17 protein-coding genes and 1 tRNA gene are annotated in these 18,185 nt (G+C 46.7%); 15 read left to right on the top strand and 3 right to left on the bottom strand.

The annotated features are described in order from the left end of the window. The 3 genes from VIS94_05415 to VIS94_05405 form a co-directional block, all read left to right on the top strand. A partial coding sequence (locus VIS94_05415) for a hypothetical protein (protein ID HEY9160506.1) occupies positions 1-252 on the top strand: 252 nt, incomplete at its 5' end. 3 nt (positions 253-255) lie between these two features. After that, entirely contained in the window at positions 256-828 is a 573-nt protein-coding gene (locus VIS94_05410; GenBank protein ID HEY9160505.1) for a hypothetical protein, read from the top strand. Continuing rightward, positions 828-3,107, top strand: coding sequence for a hypothetical protein (locus VIS94_05405; protein HEY9160504.1), 2,280 nt, complete (start codon positions 828-830; stop codon positions 3,105-3,107). Before VIS94_05410 ends, VIS94_05405 begins: the two co-directional genes overlap by 1 nt. Before the next feature lie 114 nt (positions 3,108-3,221). Here VIS94_05405 and VIS94_05400 read toward each other — a convergent pair whose 3' ends face one another. From VIS94_05400 to VIS94_05390, 3 genes are all read right to left on the bottom strand, one after another. Further along, positions 3,222-4,301 carry an HD domain-containing protein gene (locus tag VIS94_05400; GenBank protein HEY9160503.1) on the bottom strand — a complete coding sequence of 360 codons (1,080 nt, stop codon included), beginning with the start codon at positions 4,299-4,301 and terminating at the stop codon, positions 3,222-3,224. A gap of 161 nt (positions 4,302-4,462) precedes the next feature. Further along, positions 4,463-6,529: a glycine--tRNA ligase subunit beta gene (gene glyS / locus VIS94_05395; GenBank protein ID HEY9160502.1), complete on the bottom strand. Its 2,067-nt coding sequence runs from the start codon at positions 6,527-6,529 to the stop codon at positions 4,463-4,465. A gap of 2 nt (positions 6,530-6,531) precedes the next feature. After that, positions 6,532-7,386, bottom strand: coding sequence for a glycine--tRNA ligase subunit alpha (locus VIS94_05390; GenBank protein ID HEY9160501.1), 855 nt, complete (start codon positions 7,384-7,386; stop codon positions 6,532-6,534). Between the two features lie 113 nt (positions 7,387-7,499). Between VIS94_05390 and VIS94_05385 the strand changes: the two genes are divergently transcribed. The 12 genes from VIS94_05385 (at position 7,500) to rpoN (ending at position 18,176) form a co-directional block, all read left to right on the top strand. Further along, positions 7,500-7,572 (top strand) — tRNA-Ile (locus VIS94_05385). 99 nt (positions 7,573-7,671) lie between these two features. Continuing rightward, complete coding sequence (locus VIS94_05380) at positions 7,672-8,409, top strand: Nif3-like dinuclear metal center hexameric protein (GenBank protein HEY9160500.1); 738 nt, start codon at positions 7,672-7,674, stop codon at positions 8,407-8,409. 12 nt (positions 8,410-8,421) lie between these two features. Then, entirely contained in the window at positions 8,422-9,156 is a 735-nt protein-coding gene (locus VIS94_05375) for a C4-type zinc ribbon domain-containing protein (protein ID HEY9160499.1), read from the top strand. A 1-nt stretch (position 9,157) separates the two neighbouring features. Continuing rightward, positions 9,158-10,339: an AI-2E family transporter gene (locus tag VIS94_05370; GenBank protein HEY9160498.1), complete on the top strand. Its 1,182-nt coding sequence runs from the start codon at positions 9,158-9,160 to the stop codon at positions 10,337-10,339. A gap of 88 nt (positions 10,340-10,427) precedes the next feature. After that, positions 10,428-11,897 carry a diadenylate cyclase CdaA gene (cdaA, locus tag VIS94_05365; protein ID HEY9160497.1) on the top strand — a complete coding sequence of 490 codons (1,470 nt, stop codon included), beginning with the start codon at positions 10,428-10,430 and terminating at the stop codon, positions 11,895-11,897. 133 nt (positions 11,898-12,030) lie between these two features. Next, entirely contained in the window at positions 12,031-13,653 is a 1,623-nt protein-coding gene (locus VIS94_05360; GenBank protein HEY9160496.1) for a CTP synthase, read from the top strand. A gap of 9 nt (positions 13,654-13,662) precedes the next feature. After that, on the top strand, positions 13,663-14,475 hold the full coding sequence (kdsA, locus tag VIS94_05355; GenBank protein ID HEY9160495.1) for a 3-deoxy-8-phosphooctulonate synthase: 813 nt from the start codon (positions 13,663-13,665) through the stop codon (positions 14,473-14,475). Next, positions 14,472-14,975: an HAD-IIIA family hydrolase gene (locus VIS94_05350; GenBank protein HEY9160494.1), complete on the top strand. Its 504-nt coding sequence runs from the start codon at positions 14,472-14,474 to the stop codon at positions 14,973-14,975. Before kdsA ends, VIS94_05350 begins: the two co-directional genes overlap by 4 nt. Then, positions 14,965-15,510, top strand: a complete 546-nt coding sequence (gene lptC / locus VIS94_05345) for an LPS export ABC transporter periplasmic protein LptC (GenBank protein HEY9160493.1) — start codon at positions 14,965-14,967, stop codon at positions 15,508-15,510. Before VIS94_05350 ends, lptC begins: the two co-directional genes overlap by 11 nt. Continuing rightward, entirely contained in the window at positions 15,473-16,066 is a 594-nt protein-coding gene (gene lptA, locus VIS94_05340; protein HEY9160492.1) for a lipopolysaccharide transport periplasmic protein LptA, read from the top strand. Before lptC ends, lptA begins: the two co-directional genes overlap by 38 nt. Next, on the top strand, positions 16,060-16,791 hold the full coding sequence (gene lptB, locus VIS94_05335; protein HEY9160491.1) for an LPS export ABC transporter ATP-binding protein: 732 nt from the start codon (positions 16,060-16,062) through the stop codon (positions 16,789-16,791). The genes lptA and lptB overlap by 7 nt, the downstream gene beginning before the upstream one ends. 11 nt (positions 16,792-16,802) lie before the next feature. Then, complete coding sequence (rpoN, locus tag VIS94_05330) at positions 16,803-18,176, top strand: RNA polymerase factor sigma-54 (protein ID HEY9160490.1); 1,374 nt, start codon at positions 16,803-16,805, stop codon at positions 18,174-18,176. Positions 18,177-18,185 lie beyond the last annotated feature (9 nt).

Raw genomic sequence — 18,185 nt, 5'->3', positions numbered from 1 at the left:
ATAAAAACCGGCAGTACCAACGAAGATTTGCTATTCAGAGCCTACAACCATTTTTATGATCCGTTGAAAGGTTCTCCTTTAGAAAATAATGGAGGCTTGGACGATACGTTCTTAGGAATACCGGTGAAGGGGATACCCAACCCATACTGGGCTTTCACGAATGATAAACCCTGCGACTGCCATAATCCGTTTAACGACAACAACTGCAACGAATTCACATGGAAACTGTCGGATAGAAAGATTCAAGGGTAGCATATGATGAAAATCAAATATCTGGTTATCGGAATGTTTCTGATTTTAGTCATTATTCCTTCGGTCTGTTTTGCGAAGAAACCTACCGGGACGGTTATAGACGAAGAGACCGGCAAACCGGTTGAAGGGGCGGTGGCGATATGCATATGGAGGAGGGGTGAGTTTTCTTTAAATGGATTATTTGAAGGAGGATTTGAAGTTGTCTCCAAGATCATTGAAACCACCTCGGACAAGGACGGCAACTTCTATATTCCGGGATACTGGGGTATCAATATAATCAGCCAACCCAATCTCAATGTTTATAAATTCGGATATGTTCTTTGGGACAGCAATTCGATATTCATGGATGGGGAAAGGTCTGACTTCAACAAAGACAACAGAATCGTCATACTTCAAAAGTGGCCGAAGGATTTTTCGTTTGTAAGACATTTTAGTTATATATACTCTGCTACCGGTGGGGCATTTTCGAAATCAGAGAAACAATTATTTGAAAATGAATATCAAAAAGAACGTCCATATTTTTCAAAAGAAATAGCTACGAGGGATCGATCTCAAAATAGTAAAGGAGGCAATTGATGAAATTAAGACTCATCCTTTTATTAATAATCGTATTCAATTTTATGGGGTATGGAAATGTTTATTCGTATGGTGACAAAAGAACTCACCCAGCACTTACTAAAGAGGCAATAATAAAATCCTATATAGAAAATTATCTTACTGACATATTAGGTTTTTATGAGGGCATTAATCATGAACATAATTCGCAAAAGATTATTGATATGATTATGCAAGGCAGCACCAACGAGGATTTACTATTCAGGGCCTACAACCATTTCTATGATCCGTTGAAAGGTTCTCCTTTAGAAAATAATGGAGGCTTGGACGATACGTTCTTAGGAATACCGGTGAAGGGGATACCCAACCCATACTGGGCTTTCACGAACGATAAACCCTGCGACTGCCTTAATCCTTTTAACGACAACGACTGTAATGAGTTCACATGGAAACTGGCAAGAGATAAGTTCTACGAAGCCTTAACCGCAACTACCAAAACAGAACAAGATGAACTGTTCAGCCAATTTTACGAAAAGTTTGGAAGGGTGCTGCATCTGCTGGAAGACATGGGCGTCCCTGCACATACCCGTAACGATATGGAAGGGCATCTGGATTTTACAGGCTACAACAGTTCAATAAATCCCATATCAATGATCGGCAATCTTTATGAAGACTGGGTTGAAGATAGGCAGAGAAATAATCCAGAATTCATATCAAACATTATAAGAAGCCCGGAAATTGAACCTTATTATGCCACGGAACCTGTACTTGCGGCATATCCCCAGAATTACTGGGACAATGATAAATATACAAAATCCAATACCGATCCTGGCCAGTCGATAATAACTAGCGCGGGACTGGCAGAGTATACAAATGCTAACTTCCTCAGCAAGTACGCCATGTTTGGCGAATTCCTCGATCCTGAAGACAAACATTATTACCCATATCCCAAGACAAGCTCCCTCGAAGGCTACAATGAGAATGATTTTAAACCGTCAATTATCTGGATTGAAGCCGAAGATGGAAAATTTGATCAGGTTCTCAAAAACTTCAATAAAATAAGCGAAGGTCAAACTATTAACAACTTCGTCGGATTTAAATATCTGGCTGATGAAATTGCAATCAAGAATAACATTGTAGGGGTGTGGACATACAAAAGGACATTCCTGCTGGATAATAACAATCACGAGGCTTATGCCAGAAAGCTGATTCCAAGAACCGTATGGTATACGGCAGGTCTTATAAACTATTTCTTCAGGGGAAGAATGGATGTGAATGCAGTGCCGTTGTTTGAAGACATGAACGGGATACAAAACCAGCTTTACATGCTGATCGTTAAGATAAAAAATACAACGCCGAATGAGGCAATGAAAGATGGCGCATTTGAATTGCACTATAAAATGGAGAATGGCCAGTACGGATCGGCATTATGCGGCACGGTCGGATGTGAAGGATCATGCACTCAGAAGGTTGCAAGCGGTACTTTGATTGAGAATGGAGAGAAAGTTATCCAGTTTTATATGCCAACTGACAACCCGATAACCATCGATAATTTCCAGACAGTCAAGTGGACGCTCGTTTTCAAGGGAACATTGGGGCTGGAAAAGGATAACGCTATTGTTGCAAAGGTTTTCCCGTTGCAAGATGAGATCACAGCCGGATGGGGAAATAAATTATTTAACGAGGAATGGGAGGCGGGAAACGATATAAACGGATACCCGTGGAATAACTGGAGTCATGGCGCATGCTGGTTTTATGCAGGTGGAGAGGGTGGACGAATCTATAATCAAAGCACCGGCAGTCTTGACATGCGGCTGGTCAGATTGAAAAATGCTTATGGTGATTATCCTGTCGGTTGCGGAAGTGGAACAACAGGCCTCCATCTGCCAATTTCAGATGACTCATGGCTTCAATTCAAGAACTATACTGGATATTTGAATTATCAGAAAAATTCTGACGGCAGAGACATTCAACTGCAGTGGCTGCAACTTGGTTTCAGCAATGGATGGAGAATAGTATTCCTCGATAACGCAACAGGCGACTGGCCTGATGGTGCTTATAAACCGCAGACTTTATATTATGTGTTTAATTCAGGCGGCATAATTCTCAATAATATTTACAGTATTTTTGAGTATAACGGCATCCCGATTACAGGAACCCTTTATCTGGAAGAAATCACATTTATGCAGGATATGTTTGAACTTCTTGATCCACAGACGGAAGACTTATTCATGAGGCTGTTATCGGATTACATAAGAATCATCGATACCTGTCCCGATTTTGATTTTTGCCAGGGATAAAGACTTACAATACAAACAGCACCGGTGAATTTGTTTTGTAATTCACCGGTACTGGCCTATTATTATGAATCAGATTAAATCTTTTGTGATCTGAAACATTTCTACCAGCAAAACTCAGCAGGATTCCTGTTTGCTGCGGGGGATGTACATCTCGGTGAAAAGCCTCAGAAATGCAGTGTCGGTAAGTCCGGCAATATAGTCCCTTGCGATTACCGCTGGACTGAGTCCTTCTTTATAGGTCTTTTCAATGCGGGAAACGAATCTGGTAATGACAGGAGACAGAGTATTGCCTTTCTCAATGTCGCTGACCAGGCTTTCAAAAACGAGGCTGTACATATTTCCAATCTTCTCAGATTCGGCTTTCACGCGAGGGTTGAGATAAATTTTATTGTAGTTGAACTCCTTGAGTATCTTGAGCGCCTCAAAAACTCTTGTTGAATAGGAAATCATTTTGTCCGTCGAATTAGCGATGAGATCTTCCACAAGCCTGTATACAATCTTCCCGTTGGTGTCGCCGAGGATGAAAGCGGCTTCTTTCGGGATGTCCCGTCTTGATATGATTCCGAGCAGGATCGCATCCTCGATGTCTCGCCCGATATAGCTTACCGTGTCAACAAAGCGCACGAGGCAGCCTTCCATTGTCGCAGGCTTCGGAATTTTTCCCTCAAGGCATATGGCGATTTTCCGGTCCAGCTCATTGAAGGATGATGCGTTGTCGGGTGTTATGTCCTGCTCCGTGGTCTCGCCGTTATGGCACAAAATGCCGTCCAGCACGGCAAGGCTAAGATTAAGGCCTTTTCCGTTTTTCTCAATGCGCTCGAGCATCCATACACCCTGCACGTTATGCGCGAACAGGCCGATACCGGCATTCCTGCATAGTCTGTCCAGATAGTTCTCACCGTCATGGCCGAAAGGGGGATGTCCTATGTCATGGCCTATGGCTATCGCTTCTATCAGGTCATCAATAAGGCCTAATTTCCGGCCTATCGTGCGTGCTATACGCGAGAGAAGCTGCACGTGAATTACCCTGTGGGAGATGCCCTGATGGCCGATAAGTGAAAAAACCTGGGTTTTATCGATATAAGATGTGTAAGCGGCGGAATGCAGAATACGGTCGCAATCGATTGCGAAGGCGTCCCGCATATCACCTAAGAGATCTTCGGGACGCCTTCTGGCGGTTAATATTTGTTTCATATGTGATAGTGGTGAGTGGTGAGTGGTGAGTGGTGAGAATAAGTAAGAAAAAGAAGTATGATTTCTCTGCCCCTTTTACTTAAGAAGCAAAACAGGAAACATGACAAAGCGTGGGAATCTTGTTTTATCTCACCACTCACCACTCACCACTCATAACTGTTTTATGTCGCTATCGCGGAAAATTTTGCCACCCTTGAGAACATTGACACGATGTTTTTAAGCAGGGCCAGCCTGTTTGCGCGGATGTGCATGTCCTCGGCCATGACGAGCACCTTGTCGAAAAATGCATCGATAGGCTCCTTCATCCCTGCCAGCAGTTTAAGGGCTTCGGAATACTCGCCTTTGTCCGCATGAGTTATAAAGGGTTTTTCAACCGCGGTAAAAATATTGAACAGTTCGATTTCCTGACTCTGAGCCAGCAGTCCCTTTTCGATGGCGTCTCCTGCATCGGCCTTCTTCAGTATGTTTTCCACACGCTTGGAGGCTGCACAGATAGATGAGAGCCATGCTTCATTCTTGATTGCGGCGATCGCTTCCGCCCTCTTGAAGGTGTCAAGGGCGTCATCGAAAGAGCCTGTGACCGATTCAATCACGTCGCCCGATATGCCCTTTGACTGCAGAAGGCCTGTAAACCTCTGGCGGAAATATTCCATGACCTCGGATTTGACTTCGGCTTTTGGCCTTTTGATTTTCGTTCCGAGTGATTCCATGGCTTTGTCTATTATCGCTGCGATTGATATCCTGTAGCCCTTGCCCAGTATGATATTCTCGATGGCTATGGTCTGCCTTCTGAGAGCGAAGGGGTCTGACGTGCCGGTCGGCAGCATGCCCAGTCCGAAGCAGCCGCAGATGGTGTCTATCCTGTCAGCTATTCCGACGATATCACCGATGGCATCCGAAGGCAGTATGTCATCTGCCGATGCAGGCAGATAGTGCTCGCGTATCGCATCGGCGACTTCCGGGTCAACCCCCTGGAGAAGCGCATATTCCCTGCCCATGATGCCCTGAAGTTCGGGGAATTCGTAGACCATGAGGCTGTTGAGGTCGCCTTTGCATAAAGAACAGGCGAGCCTGACCTTGTCTTTCTTTTCTGGTGCGAGCGTCTCCGAGAGCCAAAGGGCGTTTTCAGTGAACCGCTCGACCTTGTCAAGACAGGTGCCAAGGTCCTTGTGATAGATGACGTCCTTTAATCTTGCCGCGTATTCGGCAAGCGGCACCTTTGAATCCTGCTCGAAAAAATAGTTGCCGTCGTCGAGCCTGGCCTTCAGTACCCGCTCGTTGCCCGAGCGGACGACTGCATCATCCTTGGGTATGATATTGCTGACCGCGCAGAAAAAAGGTTTCAACTTTTTGCCGGCCTCATCCGCATAAACCGGAAAATACCTCTGATGGTGCTTCATTTCCATGACAGGCACTTCCTTGGGCAGCTTCAGGAAGTCCTCTTTGAAGCCGCCGACAATGACATGCGGCCATTCAACGATATTCACCACTTCGTCGAGAAGGTCCCTGTCCAGGACATGACCGCCCTTTGCCTGAGCCGCCTTTGTAACGGCCTGCCAGATGATTTCTTTCCTCTTCTCGATGCCCGGGATGACGAATGCCTTTTCAAGGAGGGCTTCATATTCGGAAGGTGTATCCATCTTGATCGGCCCTGGAGCCATGAAGCGGTTTCCGTGCGTGATATTGCCGGAATCAAGATTTCCGAACTTTACATTCAGCACATCTTTTCCGTAGATGGCAAGTATCCAGTGCACTGGCCTTGCAAAGATTACGCCGGGGTTCGACCATCTCATGTTTTTGGCAAACGGGATCTTGACTATCAGTTCGGACAGAAAGCCTTCCAGGAATTCCTTTGCGGGCTTTCCGGGGATAGTCCTTTCAAGACACAGGTAAACGCCTTTTTCCGTCTCGGCGAAACCGATCTCGGATATGTCCACGCCCAGGTTCTTCGCAAAGCCGAGGCCTGCCTTTGTGGGGTTTCCATCCTTGTCAAAGGCTGCCGTTTTGGGAGGCCCCATTTTCGTTTCATTGATGTCATCGAGCTTATCAGGCACGTCCTTTATCTTGAGGGCAAGCCTTCTAGGTGTGCCGAAAGTCTCAATGCCTCCGTTTTTAAGCTTTACCTCTGCAAAGGCCTTTTCCGCAAAGCCCTTCATAAAATCCAGAGCCGGAACGATAAACCGTGCGGGTATTTCCTCGGAACCGATTTCAAACAGTACGTCAGACATGGCTAATCTTCCTTTTTATTGCCGGCCAGATAAAGCGTTGCGGAAAGCTTGGCCAGATCACGCACCCTGCCGATATAGTTTGTGCGCTCGGTTGTGCTGATGGCGTTTCTTGCATTCAGCAGGTTGAATATATGGGAACATTTAAGGCACATGTCATATACAGGTAAAGCGAGGCCCCTTTCGGATGCTATGCGTTTGCCTTCCTCCTCATACATGAAAAACATCTTGTTGAGCATGGAAACGTCAGCTATCTCGAAATTATACGTCGACCATTCAACCTCCGAGCGGTGATGTACATAGCCGTACGTTATGTCTTTCTTCCACTTCATGTCATAGACATTGTTCACGCCCTGAAGGTACATGCATATGCGCTCGAGCCCGTATGTGATTTCCGCGCATATCGGGTCAAGGTCGATACCGCCGACCTGCTGGAAATATGTAAACTGGGTTATCTCCATTCCGTCCAGCCAGACCTCCCAGCCGAGTCCCCAGGCGCCGAGCGTCGGCTGCTCCCAGTCGTCTTCGACAAAACGGATGTCATGTTCGAGGGGGTCGATTCCCAGGTGTTTCAGGCTTGCCAGGTAGACCTCCTGCACATCGATCGGCGAAGGTTTTAGAATTACCTGGTACTGGTAATAGTGCTGAAGCCTGTTGGGATTCTCTCCATAGCGTCCGTCTGTCGGCCTGCGGGAAGGCTCCACATATGCGACCTTCCAGGGATCAGGCCCTAAAGACCTTAAAAAAGTATGGGGATTCGATGTCCCCGCCCCAACCTCCAGATCGTAAGGCTGTCCGATAAGGCAACCATAGTCAGACCAGAAGGATTCCAGTTTCATAATCATGTCTTGAAAGTCCATAAAAAATGTTCTAGCACCCATGCATTTTACGGTCAAGAAACTTGGCAGGGACTTTGCAGTAAAAAGGCTTGACACTGTCTGACCTATTGGTTATGGAACCCAACTAGAAAGACGGGCCCTTAGCTCAATTGGTAGAGCCACCGGCTCATAACCGGTAGGTCCCTGGTTCGATTCCAGGAGGGCCCACTATTACGATAAGGACTTAATGGTGAAACCGTCAGGCAGATTACAAAAGACAAGTATTAAAGGGGTGCATTTGATGCACCCCTTTTCTTTTTCGAGTCTATGAAGCTGTTTGATATTCTCAGAGTACTTGATGGCATAGCACCATTCGATCTGGCGGAAAAGTGGGACAACGTGGGACTCATTGTCGGCGATGCCGGGCAGGAAATCAGGAAAGCCATAATTTCTCTGGATCCAGGGCTGGATGTTATCAGCAAGGCTGAGGAAACCGGCTGCGATCTGATCATAACACACCATCCACTGTTTATTGAACCGCTTAAAAACCTGAACCTGAAAGATGCAACGGCATTAAAGGCAGGAAAACTTTTAAAAGCGGGCATATCTCTTGTAGCCATGCATACAAACCTCGATGCGGCTGAAGACGGGGTCGCAGATATGCTTGCAAGGGCACTGGGACTGTCAGATATCGAATCAAAGGGATATTTCAGAGTGGGCACAATCGAAGCGGCGCCGCTTTCCGACTGGGTGAAGACGCTTCCTTTTAAAAATTCCCGAATCACCGATGCCGGAAAACCGGCCGGTCGTATAGCCGCATGTCCCGGAAGCGGGATGTCCCTCTGGCGTGAAGTTCTAGATGCCGGCTGCGATACGATCGTCACCGGCGATGTCAAGTATCATTCGGCGATTGAGGCATTTGAAACCGGTTTGAACGTAGTCGACCTTGGCCATTATGAAACGGAATCCTTGATTGTGGAACCTTTCGCCGAAAGGCTTTCACGATTACTAAGTGGTGTGGAAATCAGCCCTTATACAGGCAGGGACATATTCATAACTATATAGAAGGAGACATGAGTGAAGAACATTTTAAGTAACGTGCTTGCGCTGCAGAAAGTCGAACTTCATATATTCAAGGCGTTAGGAGGTTTGAGTGAACTTCCGCGGGAGATTGAAGAGATAGACAGCATCATACAGGCGAGAAAACGCTCTCTCGAAGTTGCCGATGAAGAGCTGGCCGATCTGAACGGCAGAAAAGAACCTCTTGAAGTGGAGCTGAAGGAAAATCAGTCGATACTTGATGCAGCTGATGCCAGGATAAAAAAAATCAAAACGAACAAGGAGTTTCTTGCCCTTCAACGGGAAATAGACATTGCAAAAAAACGCAAATCCGATCTTGAAGAACAGATCCTGCAGATAATGGAAAAGATCGAGGCGAGAACAAAAGAAAGGGAACGCATATCAAAGAGCTTTGAAAGCGACAGGGTTGTCCTTGATGAAAAAAAAGAAGTCCTGCTCAACAAACAAAGAGATCTTCAGGCTATTATCGATAAGCTTAAGGGGCAGCTGGATGACCTCAGGGTAAAAGTTGACCGGGCGCTTTTAAGCCGCTATGACCGCATAAAGGAAAAAAGGAACGGGCTGGTAGTTGTCGAATGTGTGGACGGAGTCTGCATGGGATGCCATATCCATATACAGCCGCAGCTGTACAACGATCTTGTCAAGGGGGAAAAGATGATATCCTGTCCTGCATGTCAGAGAATTCTTTACATTAACACTTCAGAAGAAGAAAAGACGGACAAAAAGGAGTAAAATGGCTGAACAGGGCTCAAACAAAGCCTACCAGGGAAAATATTTTTTTTATTTCTGCCTTATCGCCTCTCTAGTCCTTGTATTCCTGCTGTTCAGGCCGTTTTTAAAGACAATCATTTTAAGCCTTATATGCGCCGCGGTCATTTTTCCGGTACAGAAGAAGCTTTACAAGCTTTTCAGACGCCGTGAAGCCCTGGCAAGTTTTGCGACCTGTACCGGACTAGTTATCCTGATAATAGTCCCTCTTACGATACTGGCATATTTTTTTGCACAGGAGGCGACCGGTTTCTACGGCAGGCTGAGCGGCGCAGCCATATCCGAGATGAAAAGACAAACCATAGCCCCTGTTGCACCTGCGGAGAAGATAGGAACCGCACTGGAGCTGGTTGTTCCGGGTATCGCCAAACCAGTAAAAAAGGAAAAGCCCAGACATAAACTGACCGATAATATTCTCAGATATGCAAAAGAGGTTCTGCCTGCAATCCAGAAATCAAGAGGAAGTGTTGAGGCCCAGGCAATGGACCTTGTCAAGGCGGGGCTCAGTTTTGCTTTAAAGCATGCACAGAGTGTTATCAGCAATGTCACTGCAGTCATACTTCATTTCTTTCTGTTTTTGTTCACGGTTTTTTTCTTTCTGAAGGACGGCCCCCGCTGGCTTAAATCGCTTTCCGACATAGTACCCATGGAAGGCACGCAGAAGGATCTTATTTTCAGCAGGTTCAAGAATGTAAGCATTTCGACCGTATTCGGCATACTTTTTACTGCCACCCTGCAGGGCATAATTTCAGGCATCGGGTTCTGGATTGCAGGAATTCCGCCTGTACTGTGGGGGACTGCCGCTGCATTTGCAGCTCTTATCCCTATTGTCGGTGCAGCGCTCGTCTGGTTTCCCGCGGGCATGTATCTTATTTTTGACGGCAATTTGAAATCAGGAATATTTCTGCTTCTCTGGGGAGGATTTTTTGTCTCTTTTCTCGATAATTTCTACAGACCTTTCCTTATGCGTGGAGCCACCGAGGTAAGCGCGGTGTGGATACTGTTTTCCGTGCTCGGAGGATTGAGCCTGTTCGGATTCTCAGGCATATTCATCGGGCCGTTGATACTATCAATGGCAATAACCATGATTTCAATATACAAGGACGAGTACTCAGGCAGGAATCAGGGTTCTCCTCAGCAGCATTAGCATAAAATAATCATAAAGCCGTTTTTTTCTTTTGCCCGGCAAGTTATTATATTGATAGAATGGTTTTATGTAAAGGATTCTGAATGATATGCTCGATACGCTGAACAGGCTTATTGTTACTATAACACAGAGTTTCCGTATCCAGGATGTTCTGGATATATTGATAATTGCGTTTCTTATCTATGTAATACTCATATGGTTCAAAAAAACCGCTTCACGCTTCGTTTTTGCAGGCATCGTCCTGCTCTCGATAATATATGTGCTCGCAAGGGTTTTTCAGCTTTACCTTACATCAATGCTTCTGCAGGGCTTTTTTGCGATACTACTGATAGCCATTGTGGTTATTTTTCAGGAGGATATACGACGCTTCTTCGAGCGTCTTGCGACATGGGGAAGTCTTAGAAAAAAGAAGGAAGAAACAGATGAGAATTACAAACCTGAAGTGGAAATCATAGTAGACAGTGTTGCAGAACTGGCCGAGAATAAAATTGGCGCCCTGATAGTAATATGCGGAAAAGATCCTCTGGAAAGACACCTGAAGGGAGGATACCTGCTTGACGGCTGTCTTTCACAGCCTCTCATTGCAAGCATATTCGATACACATTCCATCGGACATGACGGAGGCATGATTATTGACAAAGGTCAGGTGGTGAGGTTCGGCTGCCATCTTCCGCTTTCGGCGAATGCCAGCATGACCGGAAAATACGGGCTCAGGCACACGGCGGCCCTGGGGATGTCGGAAAAAACCGATGCCTTCTGTATTGTGGTCTCGGAAGAGCGCGGGACCATATCGGTTGCCCGTAACGGTTCGATCCAGATTATTTACAGGCCGGTCGATCTTGCTGCAAAACTTTATGAATTCTATGATCAGAAATTTCCGGCCAAGGAAAAAAGAACCGCCGGTGAGTGGATAAAAGAGAATACAGTTCAGAAGATAGTCGCACTTCTCATGGCATCCATGCTCTGGCTTGCATTCGGCTATCAGAGGGACTGGGTTCAGAGGGACTATACTGTGCCGGTGGAATACAAGGGGATCCCTCAGGGCTGGTACATCGAGGAACCGAAGATATTCGATGCAAAGGTCATGCTGACCGGTTCGGTTCAGGCATTCAATCTTTTTGATCCGACATACATGAAAATTGTTGTCGATCTGTCGGACATCGTACAGGGACAGCAGGACATAAACATTACAAAGAGCATGATAAAGCTTCCTTCGACTATCAACCTGGAAAAGGTAAAGCCATCCAAGATACATATTGTGGCATACAAGCTCTATGCAAAGACCCTTCCGGTAACAGTCAAAACATCAGGAGAATGTCCTCCCGGCCGCATATTGAGAAATATAACGGTAAGTCCCGGTGCTTTGAATGCGCTGGTTCCCAGCACTCTGCTCAAGAAAAATATTGAAATTTATACCGAAACCATAGACCTTTCAGCTATCGACGAGACAGTAACGGTGCAGCCGCAGCTGAAAATCCCTGCCGATGTACATTTCAAGGATGACTCCGTCCCTACGGTAAGGATCACTTTCCATGTTGACAGGCAACCTCTAAGATAATTCTTTTTAAAGCAATATCTTTATGTCATCTCTTGACCGATTCGAGCCGAATCCTGTTTTTATTCAATTCAAATCATCATTGAACCTATGTACCCCTTGACCTGAGCATGGCCATAGGATAAATCTGAAGGACATGGAAACCCACAAGAATACGAAATATATCTTTATTACCGGCGGCGTTCTTTCATCTCTCGGCAAAGGTCTTGCAGCTGCATCGATAGGTGCGATGATGGAGGCAAGGGGTCTTAAGGTGACCAACATCAAGCTCGACCCTTACATCAATGTGGATCCGGGCACCATGAGCCCTTTCCAGCACGGCGAGGTATTCGTTACCGAGGACGGCGCCGAGACGGACCTTGACCTAGGACACTATGAGAGGTTTACATCGACCACCATGTTGACGGCCAGAAACAATTTCACAACCGGCCAGGTCTATGATGCGGTGATACAGAAAGAACGCAATGGCGACTATCTGGGAAAGACCGTGCAGGTCATCCCCCATATTACGGATGAGATCAAAAGCAGAATCATGCTTGCCGCGAACGGCTGCGACATAGCGATTGTCGAGATCGGCGGCACCGTAGGCGACATAGAAAGCCTGCCGTTTCTCGAGGCGATCCGCCAGTTCGGTTTCGATCACGGAAGAACGAATGTCCTTTATATTCACCTCACGCTTGTACCCTATATAGCAAGTGCGGGTGAATTGAAGACCAAACCCACTCAGCATTCAGTTCAGAAGCTGAGGGAGATAGGGATTCAGCCCCAGATCCTTTTATGCCGGTGCGAAAAGATGCTTTCCAGCGACCTGAAGGAAAAGATCGCGCTCTTTTGTAATGTAGAGAGGGATGCCGTAATAAGCGCGGTCGATGTGAAAAGCATATATGAGGTCCCCATGGAATTCCACAGGGAGGGCCTCGATGAAAAAATAGTCACCTATCTGAACATGTGGACCAGAGAGCCTCAGATGAAGGAGTGGGAGGATCTTGTCACCCGGATTCAAACGCGGAATAAAGAGGTGAACATTGCGATTGTCGGCAAATACGTGAAGCTGACCGAGAGCTATAAAAGCCTTAACGAAGCGCTTGAGCATGCAGGTATTGCGAACGACGTGAAGGTCAACCGAATCTATGTGGAATCGGAAAGGCTGTGTGAAGGGTCTGATCTTGATTCGCATTTCAAGGATATTGACGGCATTCTGATTCCCGGGGGATTCGGCGAACGCGGAACCGAAGGCAAAATCATTGCCGCCGGTTATGCCCGCAGGAACGGCATCCCGTTTTTCGGGATATGCCTGGGTATGCAGCTTGCAGTGGCCGAATTTTCAAGGAATGTATGCGGTCTTGAGCTGGCTAATTCCACGGAGTTCAATCCTGATACGCCGAATCCGGTAATCGAGTTCATGCCGGATCAGAAAGGGATAACAAGAAAAGGCGGCACAATGAGACTGGGGGCGTATGAATGCGTTATTGAGCCTGACACGAAGGCATATGAAGCGTATAAGGAAAAGCGGATTTACGAACGCCACCGCCACCGCTATGAATTCAATCCGGCCTTTGAGGAAAAAATCGCTTCCTGCGGACTCAAGATAAGCGGCCGCAACCCGGCCTCGGGCCTTGTTGAGATGATAGAGCTTCCCGGGCATTTATGGTTTCTGGGCTGCCAGTTCCACCCCGAATTCAAGAGCAAACCGCTTGCCGCGCACCCGCTTTTCAGAGACTTTATCGCAGCAAGTGTTATATACAGGAAAAGCAGATAATTGAATAAAATGACTACGATAAGCGTCAGGGATATTAAAATCGGCGGGGGAGATCTGGCCCTGATTGCCGGTCCTTGTATCATAGAGTCCGACAAGCATGCCAGGATGATGGCCGGCTCTCTGAAAGAAATTACGGCAGCGGCAGGGGTTCCTTTCATATTCAAGGCATCATTCGACAAGGCCAACCGTTCATCTATAAGCGCCTTTCGCGGCCCCGGTCTTGACGAGGGACTGAGAATACTTTCAGGTATAAAGGAAGAATTCGATATTCCCGTGACCTCGGATATCCATGAATCGGCGCAGGCCGATCCCGCAGCATGCATACTCGATATCCTGCAGATTCCTGCATTTCTATGCCGCCAGACAGACCTGCTGGTCGCCGCAGGAAAGACAGGAAAGCCGGTTAATATCAAGAAAGGACAATTCCTGGCGCCCTGGGACATGTCCAATGTTGCTAAAAAAATTGAAAGCACCGGTAACAGTAAAATCATGCTTACGGAACGCGGGGCGTCATTCGGATACAACAACCTCGTATGTGACCTTCGTTCACTGGGTTTTATGCGCGAACTCGGCTATCCGGTTGTCCTTGATGTAACCCACAGCCTGCAACTGCCAGGCGGCAGAGGTGATTCAACGGGCGGCAACCGTGAATTCATCGCACCGCTTGCAAGGGCGGGAGTCGCCTTCGGGATTGATGCATTGTTCATGGAAGTTCACGACAATCCCGATAAGGCTCTAAGTGACGGCGCCAACTCTTTCAGGCTGTATGATCTTGAAGGGCTCCTAAGGCAGATCAAAGAAATAGACAGGATCGTTAAATGAGCAGAATCAGAGTCCTTGTACTTGATGTTGACGGCGTCCTCACCGACGGCAGCATATACATAAATGATCACGGCTATGAAATGAAAGCATTCAACAGCAGGGACGGGCACGGCATAAAGCTCCTTCAAAGGGCTGGAATCAAAACCGCGATAATAACAGGGAGAGTATCAAAGGCGCTCGAACACAGAACGGAGGAGCTTGGAATAAGCCATGTCATTCAGAATGCAAAGGATAAAAGGGATGCCATCCTTAAACTCTCGTCGGAACTGGGCATCGATACAGGGGAGATGGCCTATATGGGTGACGATGTGGTCGATATGCCTGCCATGGCCCTTTGCGCCATGTCGTTTGCCCCGAGTGATGCAGTGGACATTGTCAGAGAAAAAGCAGACTATGTTACAAAACTTCCCGGCGGAAAAGGGGCTGTACGTGAAGCGGTAGAAGTCATCCTGAAGAACGAAGGGCTTTATGACGAGGTGATGAAACGCTATGCGGAATAAGGTTCTGGGCGGGATTGCTCTGGTTGCGGTAATACTTGTTATTACTGTCATACTCCTATTCAATCATGAAGGCGGGAAGAAAAGAGTGGCTGAAAAGCCTATGGAAGCCGACAGGGTGGCGCGTAATATAACGCTTTACGAGCTCAATACCGAAAACGATAAAACCACGGTTCTTCATGCGAGGAAAGCCTTTCTCAAGGAAGATCAGGTTCTTGATCTCTTTGATATTACCCTCAACCAGGAGGATAAGTTCAAAATCACGGGACCTGAAGCCAGATATAATATGGAGAAGTCGAGGCTAAATGTAAAAGGAGATATACTGCTTACTGCAGAGGACGGGAGCCGCGCTTTTTTTAGAGACCTGACATGGGAAAAATCGACAAACCTGATTAATACGAAAAACCCTGTCAGGCTGGAGAAAGAGGGCGGATGGCTGATAGGTCAGAGAATGGAAATGACAGACGATTTTTCAAGAATAAGTTTTTCAGGTGGTGTGCATGGACAGATTAATCGTAATTTTGACATTGGCAGTTAGTTTGAGCCTTCCTTCAGCAGTATTGTCTGCGGAAGCCCAGAAAGCTCCGGCATCTAACACGGCAAAACCAAAAGTAACTTCACAAGTTGCAGCTGTTAAGGATAAAGCGACTCCGGCCGATATGTTTGACATAGAGGCAGACAAACTTGATGTTTATAAGGCTAAAGGAGAGGCTTTTTTCCAGGGCAATGTCGTGGCTACAAAGCCGGACATGACCATAAAGAGCAAGACTATGAGGATCTTTTATAACAATGCCACAAAACAGTTGAGGCAGATGGTTGCTGACGGCAATGTCTCGATAAAAATGAAGGACCCTGAAAATGGCCCGGACAGGAATGCCACGTGCAAACAGGCGGTCTATCAATATGAAGAAAAGAAGATAGTTCTCATAGGTGATGTGGTTATCATAAGGGGAGATGACAGGCTTACCGGACAGAAGGTAACCTTATACATAGAGGGAGACAGACAGGAGGTCGAAGGCGGTCCAGGAAGCAGGGTTAAAATACAGGGAAGCCTCAACAAAGAGAGCGGTTCAGGGGCCGCCGTTCCATGGTAAAAGCGATATTAAGGGCCGAAGATCTTCAGAAGAGCTTCGGCAAGGCGCATATAATAAAAGGTCTTGGCATTAAATGTTCCACCGGTGAGATTATCGGACTGCTGGGTCCCAACGGTGCAGGGAAGACCACAACATTCTATATGGTGGTAGGTCTTATAAGGCCTGACAAGGGCAGGGTTTTTCTCGGAGAGGAAGACATAACGACAGTCGACCTTTCGGGCAGGGCAAGAAAAGGCATAGGCTATCTTCCGCAGGAGGCATCCATATTCCGTGGGCTGAGCGTTGAGCAGAACATCTCTGTTCCACTTGAAGCCAGGGGATTGAAAAGACAGGAACTTTCCGCCCAGCTTGATGACATAATCTCGATGTTCGGGCTTGAGAGGGTAAGAAAGCAGAAAGGGCTGTCACTTTCCGGTGGAGAGCGGAGACGTGTCGAGATTGCGCGTTCAATGGCACTGAGGCCCAGATTTCTGCTGCTTGACGAACCTTTTGCCGGTATCGATCCGATAACTGTAAAAGACATACAGGATATGATCGTGACACTCAAGAACAGGGGCATCGGCATTATAATCACGGACCATAATGTCAGGGAGACGCTTAAAATATGCGACCGTGCATATATAATTCACCAGGGAATAGTCATAGAGGAAGGCCTGCCTGATGACGTCATTAAAAATGAACAGGTCAAAAAATTCTATGTAGGTGACGATTTCTCTTTAAGCTAGAGAAGGAATAAATGGCACTGGAAATAAGACAGCATCTTAAACTGGCACAGCAGCTGATAATGACGCCTCAGCTTCAGCAGGCGATAAAGCTGCTCCAGTTTTCACGGCTCGAACTTCAGGAGTTCATTACTCAGGAACTAGAGTCCAATCCGATGCTTGATATAGAACAGACACCGAAAGAGAAAATTGAAAAACCAGAGGAAGCCGATTTTTTCAAACGCAAATGGGATGCCTACCTCGAAACATACGGTCAGGATAACATACCGTATACCGAAGACGACGACAGGCCTTCATTCGAGGCAACCACAAGCAAACAGGACGGTCTTACCGATTATCTGATGTGGCAGCTTAGAATGAACGATATTTCTGAGGAATACCGCAACATAGGTGTATTTATTATCGGAAATCTTGACAATAACGGATATCTGGCCGCTGATATACAGCAGATATGCGAAGCCACAGGAGCAACACCGGAAAAGACGGAAGAGGTATTGAAAATAATTCAGCAGTTTGACCCGCCCGGCATAGGGGCACGAAACCTCAAGGAATGCCTTTTAATCCAGGCGAAAGCCCTTGGCCTCGAAGGTTCGCTTGTGGAGCAGATAATCGAATCCCATCTGGACTTGCTTCAGACTAAAAACTATACCAGAATTGCGCAGGAACTGAATGCAAACGTTAATGATGTCGCCAATGCAGCCATGATAATTACCAATATGGAGCCCAGGCCGGCAAGAGACTATTCGGATGAGCCGCCCCAGTATGTGGTACCAGATGTATATGTCGTAAAGGTTGAGGGCGGTTATGCTGTTGTGCTCAACGAGGAAGACATACCCCTGCTTGAAATCAACAGGCAGTATTATGATATGATGGCTTCGAACGAAACGAACAAGGCCGCAAAGGAATATCTTTCGGAAAGCATGAAGTCGGCGCAGTGGCTCATCAAGAGCATTCAGCAGAGGCAGAATACTTTATGCAAGGTAACCGAAAGCATAATGACTTTTCAGAAGGAGTTTCTGGATAAGGGAATCAATTATTTAAAACCCCTCATTTTAAGGGATGTTGCCGATGATGTGGGAATGCATGAATCTACCATATCGCGTGTTACATCAAATAAGTATGTACATACGCCGCAGGGCACGTTTGAACTCAAGTATTTCTTCGGCAGCGGCATATCAATGTCTGACGGGAGCTTTGTGGCATCGCAGAGCATCAAGAACGATATCGAGAATATCATCAAAAACGAAAACCCGAAGCATCCGCTGTCCGATCAGGCCATAGCAAAAATGCTCAAAGGAAAGGGGGTGGAGATTGCAAGGCGCACAGTCGCCAAATACCGGGAGATTCTTGGGATACTGCCTTCAAACAGAAGGAAAAAATACTACTAAACCTTAGGA

The sequence above is a fragment of the Desulfomonilia bacterium genome, from assembly GCA_036567785.1.
Classification (GTDB): Bacteria; Desulfobacterota; Desulfomonilia; order UBA1062; family UBA1062; genus DATCTV01.
Note: the sequence above shows the minus strand (reverse complement) of the source record. Positions and strands in the feature narration are given on the sequence as shown.

Bases quoted from the DNA above. Each gene is read 5' to 3' on its own strand.
- lptA (HEY9160492.1), top strand. From the start codon at position 15,473: ATGGACAGATTAATCGTAATTTTGACATTGGCAGTTAGTTTGAGCCTT.
- VIS94_05390 (HEY9160501.1), bottom strand. From the start codon at position 7,386: ATGGACTTTCAAGACATGATTATGAAACTGGAATCCTTCTGGTCTGAC.
- glyS (HEY9160502.1), bottom strand. From the start codon at position 6,529: ATGTCTGACGTACTGTTTGAAATCGGTTCCGAGGAAATACCCGCACGG.
- lptC (HEY9160493.1), top strand. From the start codon at position 14,965: ATGCGGAATAAGGTTCTGGGCGGGATTGCTCTGGTTGCGGTAATACTT.
- kdsA (HEY9160495.1), top strand. From the start codon at position 13,663: ATGACTACGATAAGCGTCAGGGATATTAAAATCGGCGGGGGAGATCTG.
- lptB (HEY9160491.1), top strand. From the start codon at position 16,060: ATGGTAAAAGCGATATTAAGGGCCGAAGATCTTCAGAAGAGCTTCGGC.
- cdaA (HEY9160497.1), top strand. From the start codon at position 10,428: ATGCTCGATACGCTGAACAGGCTTATTGTTACTATAACACAGAGTTTC.
- VIS94_05370 (HEY9160498.1), top strand. From the start codon at position 9,158: ATGGCTGAACAGGGCTCAAACAAAGCCTACCAGGGAAAATATTTTTTT.
- VIS94_05380 (HEY9160500.1), top strand. From the start codon at position 7,672: ATGAAGCTGTTTGATATTCTCAGAGTACTTGATGGCATAGCACCATTC.
- VIS94_05400 (HEY9160503.1), bottom strand. From the start codon at position 4,301: ATGAAACAAATATTAACCGCCAGAAGGCGTCCCGAAGATCTCTTAGGT.
- VIS94_05360 (HEY9160496.1), top strand. From the start codon at position 12,031: ATGGAAACCCACAAGAATACGAAATATATCTTTATTACCGGCGGCGTT.
- rpoN (HEY9160490.1), top strand. From the start codon at position 16,803: ATGGCACTGGAAATAAGACAGCATCTTAAACTGGCACAGCAGCTGATA.
- VIS94_05405 (HEY9160504.1), top strand. From the start codon at position 828: ATGAAATTAAGACTCATCCTTTTATTAATAATCGTATTCAATTTTATG.
- VIS94_05410 (HEY9160505.1), top strand. From the start codon at position 256: ATGATGAAAATCAAATATCTGGTTATCGGAATGTTTCTGATTTTAGTC.
- VIS94_05350 (HEY9160494.1), top strand. From the start codon at position 14,472: ATGAGCAGAATCAGAGTCCTTGTACTTGATGTTGACGGCGTCCTCACC.